Origin of the sequence: Streptomyces prasinopilosus, from assembly GCF_001419695.1 — a bacterium.
Classification (GTDB): Bacteria; Actinomycetota; Actinomycetes; order Streptomycetales; family Streptomycetaceae; genus Streptomyces; species Streptomyces prasinopilosus.
This window is the reverse complement of record NZ_LIRG01000874.1, coordinates 1-6,554: the sequence shown is the minus strand read 5'-3', so window position 1 is coordinate 6,554 and position 6,554 is coordinate 1. Positions and strand designations below refer to the sequence as shown.

The 6,554-nt window shown below is 72.1% G+C and carries 8 protein-coding genes and 2 tRNA genes; 8 read left to right on the top strand and 2 right to left on the bottom strand.

Features of this window, described 5'->3' with window-relative positions:
• The first annotated feature begins 72 nt into the window (after positions 1-72).
• Positions 73-285: a hypothetical protein gene (locus AOK18_RS27880; protein WP_055570594.1), complete on the top strand. Its 213-nt coding sequence runs from the start codon at positions 73-75 to the stop codon at positions 283-285.
• A 66-nt stretch (positions 286-351) separates the two neighbouring features.
• Here the strand turns inward: AOK18_RS27880 and AOK18_RS27875 are convergent, their stop codons facing one another.
• Positions 352-1,008 (bottom strand): NAD(P)H-binding protein, encoded by a 657-nt coding sequence (locus tag AOK18_RS27875; protein WP_055696125.1) that lies wholly within the window; start codon positions 1,006-1,008, stop codon positions 352-354.
• Between the two features lie 228 nt (positions 1,009-1,236).
• Positions 1,237-2,559 carry an amidohydrolase family protein gene (locus AOK18_RS27870; RefSeq protein WP_074994247.1) on the bottom strand — a complete coding sequence of 441 codons (1,323 nt, stop codon included), beginning with the start codon at positions 2,557-2,559 and terminating at the stop codon, positions 1,237-1,239.
• A gap of 329 nt (positions 2,560-2,888) precedes the next feature.
• Between AOK18_RS27870 and AOK18_RS27865 the strand changes: the two genes are divergently transcribed.
• From AOK18_RS27865 to AOK18_RS27835, 7 genes are all read left to right on the top strand, one after another.
• Positions 2,889-2,961 (top strand) — tRNA-Thr (locus tag AOK18_RS27865).
• Between the two features lie 46 nt (positions 2,962-3,007).
• Positions 3,008-3,080: transfer RNA gene (locus AOK18_RS27860), tRNA-Met, on the top strand.
• A gap of 94 nt (positions 3,081-3,174) precedes the next feature.
• Positions 3,175-3,339 (top strand): 50S ribosomal protein L33, encoded by a 165-nt coding sequence (gene rpmG, locus AOK18_RS27855; RefSeq protein WP_003948671.1) that lies wholly within the window; start codon positions 3,175-3,177, stop codon positions 3,337-3,339.
• Positions 3,340-3,443: 104 nt separating this feature from the next.
• Positions 3,444-3,896, top strand: a complete 453-nt coding sequence (locus AOK18_RS27850; RefSeq protein ID WP_055573306.1) for a MaoC family dehydratase N-terminal domain-containing protein — start codon at positions 3,444-3,446, stop codon at positions 3,894-3,896.
• A gap of 8 nt (positions 3,897-3,904) precedes the next feature.
• Positions 3,905-4,333 (top strand): MaoC family dehydratase, encoded by a 429-nt coding sequence (locus AOK18_RS27845; protein WP_055573308.1) that lies wholly within the window; start codon positions 3,905-3,907, stop codon positions 4,331-4,333.
• Between the two features lie 116 nt (positions 4,334-4,449).
• On the top strand, positions 4,450-5,019 hold the full coding sequence (locus tag AOK18_RS27840; RefSeq protein ID WP_206281603.1) for a TetR/AcrR family transcriptional regulator: 570 nt from the start codon (positions 4,450-4,452) through the stop codon (positions 5,017-5,019).
• A gap of 190 nt (positions 5,020-5,209) precedes the next feature.
• A partial coding sequence (locus AOK18_RS27835) for a DHA2 family efflux MFS transporter permease subunit (RefSeq protein ID WP_055696123.1) occupies positions 5,210-6,554 on the top strand: 1,345 nt, incomplete at its 3' end.

Genomic DNA, 6,554 nt, shown 5'->3' with positions numbered 1-6,554 from the left:
TAGTCCGGAGGGGGGTCCTCGCGTTGTGCCGCAGGGTATGTGCGGGGCGGGCCGTTCGGGGAGACTGGCGGGATGTCGTCACGTCGCAGGCGTTGTCCCGAGTGCCGTCGTGAGATCGCCGTGGTGGCCGGGCGGTACGCGCGTCACGACCCGCCCGGCGCCCGGGGGAGCGGGGAGCTCACCTCGTGCCCGGGGTCCCGCCGATACGCCGGGGCCGGAGCCGAACAGCCGTCGCTGGACGGATACGTCGTCCCCGAGTTCCCGGGGCAGATGCCGCTGTTCTAGGCCTGGGCGTCCGCGAGGAGCCCCACGCGTCCCTTCACGAACCCCGTCACGGGCCGTTCCCCCCGCTCACTCGCCCGCCACCGCCTTCACCGCCACCGGGACCGGCACGGGGCCGCTGATCAGTTCCAGGGTCAGGCCGGCCGTCGAGGAGCCCTCCACCAGCTCGGCCAGGACGGCGGCCACATCGTCGCGGGGGACCGGGCCGCGGCCGGTGTGGGCCTCCAGGCGCACCAGGCCGGTCCCGGCGTCGTCGGTGAGCATGCCGGGGCGCAGGATCGTCCATTCGAGGGCGTCCAGGCCGCGGACGTACGCGTCCGCCTCGCCCTTGGCGCGCTGGTACACGTCGAAGACCTCGTCCCCCTCGTGGGTCGGGTCCGCGCCCATCGACGAGACGACCACGAACCGCCGCACGCCCGCGCTGACCGCGGCGTCGGCGAAGAGGACCGCCGCGGCCCTGTCCACCGTCTCCTTGCGTGCCGTGCCGCTCCCCGGACCGGCGCCTGCGGCGAACACCGCGGCGTCCGCGCCCCGGAGTTGCTCCGCGACGTCCGCCACCGACGCCGACTCCAGGTCGAGTACGACCGGCTCGACCCCCAATTGCCGCAGCGTATCGGCCTGTTCGGGCTTGCGGATGATGCCCGCCACTTCGTCCCCGCGCGCGACGAGCAACCGCTCCAGCCGCAGCGCGATCTGACCATGACCACCAGCGATGACAATGCGCATGCCTTCGACCGTACGCCGCGACGATCGCATCCGCCGCACGGCACGGCTCGGAGGGAGAGCGAGGAGGGGGGAGCAACCCGGGCGACGGGGGCGGCCGGCTCCCCCGGAGCCTCGGAACCCCCGAACTCCCGAACCCCGGAGCCGCAGAGCCGGAACGCCGGGAAGTGAGAAGCGGGAAGTGCGGGAAGGGCGGGAAGTGGGGGAAGGGCGGGAAGAACCGGCGGAGGGCTACAGGGTGCCGGCCCGGCCCTGCCGGGGCAGACCCGTTGCCGGTTCCGTCGTCGCTCCCGTCGCCGGTTCCGGTTCCGGGTCGGTGGCCGGCGTCGACGAACCGCAGTACTCGCGTACCGCGCTCGTCCGTGCGACCACGCGTCCCCGGTGCACCACGATCCGGCTGTACGCCAGGGACAGCGCCGCCGGCAGCCGGTCGCCGCGGACCGCGAGCAGTTCGGCGGGGAAACCCGCCTCCACCCGCACCTCGGGCAGCCCGAGGGCGGCGCGGGCCGACGTGCTCACCGCCTCGTAGGCGTCCTCGGGGGAGAGGCCGTGGTGGGAGGCCAGCAGGTACGCCGCCTCCAGCGGGTCGCCGCGGCCGACTGGGTTCGACGCGTCCCGCAGGGCGCCGCTCCCGGCCGCCACCCGCACGCCCGCCGCGCGCAGCAGCCGTACCGGAGCCGTGCCCGTGCCCCGGCGGTCGAGGCCTCCGCAGCCGCCCTGGGGCAGGCACACCACGGTCACCCCGGCCGCCGCCAGGTGGTCCGCGGTACGCGCGGCCGCCTCGGCGGGCAGCCGGCCGAGGCCGCCGCACGGGCTGAGCGTCACCCCCGGTCGCAGCCCGCCCGCCATCGCGGCGAGCCTGGCCACGCGGGCCGGGTCGGCGGTGTCCGTGTGCAGGTCGACGGGGCAGCCGTGCTCGGCGGCGACCTCCAGGACCGCTTCCACGTACCCCGTGGGATCGGGGTCGGCGTCCGGGCAGCCGCCCACCACCGACGCGCCCATCTTCATCGCGTCCCGCAGCATCGCGATCCCGTCGGCCCCGGCCACCCCGGTCAGTACGCGGGGCATCGCCACCGTCGTCAGCTCGGTCAGCCCGCGCAGCGAACGCCCCGCCCGCAGTACGGCGGTGAGCGCGCCGAGTCCGGTCACGTCGTCCACGCGCACGTGTGCCCGAAGTGCCGTCGCCCCGTGCCCGAGCTGGAGCAGCGCGGCCTCCGTCGCCCGGCTGCGGACGTCGTGGGGGTCGTACGAGAGGGGGCCGTCGGATGCCGCGGAGAGGGCGGTGTCGGGGTGGGCGTGCGGCTCGGCGGGGGCCGGGAGAAGCAGATGGCCGGCCAGGTCGACCCGGGTGCCGCCCGTACGGGTGCCGTCCAGGGTCAGGCTGCCGGCCGTGCCGACCGCCTCGATGCGCCCGCCGCCCAGCCGTACGTCCACGGTCCGGCCGTCGGTGAGCCGCGCGCCGCACAGCAGGAGCGGCGCCGGGTCGGCCGGACCGGGCGTGTCCGGGGACGGTACGGGCGACGAGGGGGGCGGCTGCGGCCGGTTGTCGGGCATCGCGCTCCTGAGGCTCGGACTGTGCACGGTGGTCGCAGGATCACACGGAGGGAAGATCACGCAGAGCGGGTCGAGCCTAGGGCGGAGGTTCGCTCCCCGCCGGGAGGAGCGGAAGAGTCAGCAATAGTCGTACCGGTGTGGCCGGACGGGGGCCGCCCCGGCCGGTCGGGGACCGCCGTGGCCCGGTGGGGCGGCACGGGGAGCCGGGCGCGCGGGGAGCCGGACGTGACCTCCGGGGCCGTCGGCAGGGGATGACCGACAGGGTGGGACAGGCGCCGCGAAACGGATTTGGGTGAACGGCGGCGGAGCGTGTAATGTCTTCCTCGCTCGCCCCAATAGCTCAGTCGGCAGAGCGTCTCCATGGTAAGGAGAAGGTCAACGGTTCGATTCCGTTTTGGGGCTCTGGTGTGGGAGGTTCCCGTCGCGAGGCGGGAATCGATCGCATCACAGCGGTGTAGCTCAGTCGGTAGAGCAAGCGGCTCATAATCGCTGTGTCACCGGTTCAAGTCCGGTCACCGCTACACACAGTAGCCGATTGCGGGGTCGGTCCTTCGATCGGCTACTCTTTCTGCGTTCAATCAGTCTCATTATCCCGTCCGTCCAAGGAGCACTCACGTGGCTGCCACCGACGTCCGCCCGAAGATCACGCTGGCCTGCGTGGAGTGCAAGGAGCGGAACTACATCACCAAGAAGAACCGGCGTAACAACCCGGACCGCCTGGAGATGAAGAAGCACTGCCCGCGTTGCAACGCGCACACCGCGCACCGCGAAACGCGATAAATCAGGCTCGTACGCGAGGCCGTCCCCCTGGTCGGGGGGCGGCCTCGCGTTGTTCTTCCCACCGGCCGTCCAGGGCCGCACGAGACACAGGAGGTGCCGCGCGCATGGCGCTCGACCAGTCCTTCGTGGGGCGGAGCTACCCGCCCACCGTTCCTTATGAAGTGGGCCGGGAGAAGATCCGCGAGTTCGCCGAGGCGATCGGGGACACCAACCCGGCGTACACGGACGCGGAGGCCGCCAAGGCGCTCGGACACCCCGATGTGATCGCTCCGCCGACCTTCGTGTTCGCCATCACCTTCAAGGCCGCCGGGCAGGTCTTCACCGATCCCCAGCTCGGCCTGGACTACAGCAGGGTGGTGCACGGCGACCAGAAGTTCGCCTACCGCCGTCCGGTGCGCGCCGGCGACCGGCTCACCGTCGTCTCGACCATCGAGGCGATCAAGTCGATGGCGGGCAACGAGATCCTGGACGTCCGCGGCGAGGTGCACGACGAGGCGGGCGAGCACGTCGTGACCGCCTGGACCAAGCTGGTGGCCCGCGCCGCCGAGGGGGCGTGAGCAGCATCATGACGTCGAAGATCTCCTGGGCCGACGTCGAGGTCGGCACCGAACTGCCCGCGCAGTCGTTTCCCGTGACCCGGGCCACCCTCGTCCGGTACGCGGGTGCCTCTGGCGACTTCAACCCCATCCACTGGAACGAGAGGTTCGCCAAGGACGTCGGCCTGCCCGACGTCATCGCGCACGGCATGTTCACCATGGCCGAGGCGATCCGGGTGGTCACCGACTGGGTGGGCGACCCGGGCGCGGTCGTCGAGTACGGCGTCCGCTTCACCAGGCCGGTCGTCGTTCCCGACGACGACCGGGGCGCCGTCATCGAGGTCACCGGCAAGGTCGCGGCCAAGCTCGACGACCGCACCGTCCGCGTCGACCTCACGGCGACCAGCGCCGGGCAGAAGGTGCTGGGAATGTCGCGGGCGGTCGTGCGCCTCGCCTGACCGGGAAACCGCGCCGCAGGACCTGACGTGAGGGGCGGTCTCCCCGGAGACCGCCCCTCACGTCGTGTCATGGCCACCCCTTGACGTGGTTAGTGATTGAGCACTAACTTACCGGCATGGCCAGGATGAGCGCGGAGGAGCGGCGCGAGAGCATCGTCCGGGCGGCGAGTTCCGAGTTCGCCCGCGGCGGCTACCACGGCACGTCGACCGAGGCGATCGCCAAACGGGTCGGGGTCTCGCAGCCGTACCTCTTCCGGCTCTTCCCGGGCAAGAAGGCCATCTTCCTGGCGGCGGCGGAACGCTGCGTGGAGGACACCATCCGCATGTTCGCGGAGGCGTCCGACGGGCTGGAGGGCGAGGAGGCCCTGCACGCCATGGCGACCGCCTACCGGCGGGCCATCGCGGAGCGGCCCGAACTGCTCCTGATGCAGATGCAGATGTACCTCGCGGTGGCGGCGGCCGAGCAGGAGGGCGACGAGGAGTTCGGTGCGAGCGTGCGCGCCGGCTGGCTGAGGCTGTGGGACACCGTCCACCTCGCCCTGGGGGCCGACGTCCACGAGACCACGGGCTTCATGGCGTACGGCATGCTCATCAACTGCCTGTCCGCCATGGGGTTCCCGGCCGGACACCAGATCTGGGAAGGGCTGGACCTCTCCACGCGGACCGAGGAGTCGTCGAAGGAGTAGGGAGCGGCGCCACCGGCACCGGTGACGACGGATTCGACGGATCGGATGAACCTGATGGATCGGACGGAACCGGTGGAGCGGACGGAACCGGTGGGAGCGGCCGGGGTGAAGGAAGGCATCGCGGTGCCGCATTTTTCTGCGCGTGAAAGTTAGTCATCAATCACTAACAACATCATCTCCCGGGGGAGCGATGTCACAACGGACCGCACGCGGCGGCTCGGCCGCCTGGGCACTCGTCATCACCAGCACCGCCGGTTTCATGGCGGCCCTCGACAACCTCGTCGTCACCACCGCACTGCCCTCCATCCGCGAGGACCTGGGCGGCGCCCTGCACGACCTGGAATGGACCGTGAGCGCCTACACGCTCACCTTCGCCGTCCTGCTGATGTTCGGCGCGGCACTCGGCGACCGCTTCGGCCGCCGCCGGCTCTTCGTCATCGGCATCACCGTCTTCACCGCGTCCTCCGCCGCCGCGGCCATGGCCCCCGGCATCGACTCCCTGATCGCCGCCCGCGCGGTGCAGGGCGCCGGTGCCGCGGTCATGATGCCCCTCACCCTGACCCTGCTCACCGCGGCCGTGCCCGAGGCCCGGCGCGGGACGGCGTACGGCATCTGGGGCGCCGTGAACGGACTCGCGGTGGCCTCCGGGCCGCTGGTCGGCGGCAGCCTCACCGAACACGTCTCCTGGCAGTGGATCTTCTGGCTGAACGTCCCGCTCGGCCTGGTCCTCGTCCCGCTCGCCCGCCTGCGCCTGGCCGAGTCCCACGGCACCGGAGCCCCGCTCGACCTGCCCGGCACCCTGCTCGCCGGCGGCGGACTCTTCGGCATCGTCTACGGACTGGTCCGCGGACCCGTGGACGGCTGGACCGGAACCGTCGTCCTGACCGGCCTGTTCGCCGGGACCACGCTGCTCGCGGCCTTCGTGCTGCACAGCACCCGCGCCGAGAACCCCATGCTGCCGATGCGGCTGTTCCGCTCCCGCGCCTTCTCCGGCATCAACGCGGCGAGCCTGCTGATGTTCCTCGGCATGTTCGGCTCGATCTTCCTGCTCAGCCAGTACATGCAGGGCGTGCTCGGCTACTCGCCCACCGAGGCGGGCCTGCGGATGCTGCCCTGGACCGGCATGCCGATGCTCGTGGCCCCGATCGCCGGCATCCTCTCCGACCGCGTCGGCGGCCGTCCGGTCGTCGCCACCGGCCTCTTCCTGCAGGCCTTCGGCCTCGGCCACCTGGCCGTGGTGGCGACCGCCGACGCCTCCTACGCCGCCCAGCTGCCCGCCCTGATCGTCAGCGGCATCGGCATGGCGCTGTACTTCGCCCCGGCCTCCAGCCTGGTGATGTCCAGCGTCCTCCCGGAGGAACAGGGCATCGCCTCCGGAGCCAACAACGCCCTGCGCGAGGTGGGCGGCGCCCTCGGCATCGCGATCATGGCGTCGGTCTTCGCGTCCCGGGGCGGCTACGGATCCGGCCAGGACTTCGTCGACGGCATGCGTCCGGCGCTGGTGACCGGCGCTGCGGCGGTCACCAGCGCCGGAC

Bases quoted from the DNA above. Each gene is read 5' to 3' on its own strand.
- AOK18_RS27880 (WP_055570594.1), top strand. From the start codon at position 73: ATGTCGTCACGTCGCAGGCGTTGTCCCGAGTGCCGTCGTGAGATCGCC.
- AOK18_RS27875 (WP_055696125.1), bottom strand. From the start codon at position 1,008: ATGCGCATTGTCATCGCTGGTGGTCATGGTCAGATCGCGCTGCGGCTG.
- AOK18_RS27870 (WP_074994247.1), bottom strand. From the start codon at position 2,559: ATGCCCGACAACCGGCCGCAGCCGCCCCCCTCGTCGCCCGTACCGTCC.
- AOK18_RS27850 (WP_055573306.1), top strand. From the start codon at position 3,444: ATGGCGCTCGACCAGTCCTTCGTGGGGCGGAGCTACCCGCCCACCGTT.
- AOK18_RS27845 (WP_055573308.1), top strand. From the start codon at position 3,905: ATGACGTCGAAGATCTCCTGGGCCGACGTCGAGGTCGGCACCGAACTG.
- AOK18_RS27840 (WP_206281603.1), top strand. From the start codon at position 4,450: ATGGCCAGGATGAGCGCGGAGGAGCGGCGCGAGAGCATCGTCCGGGCG.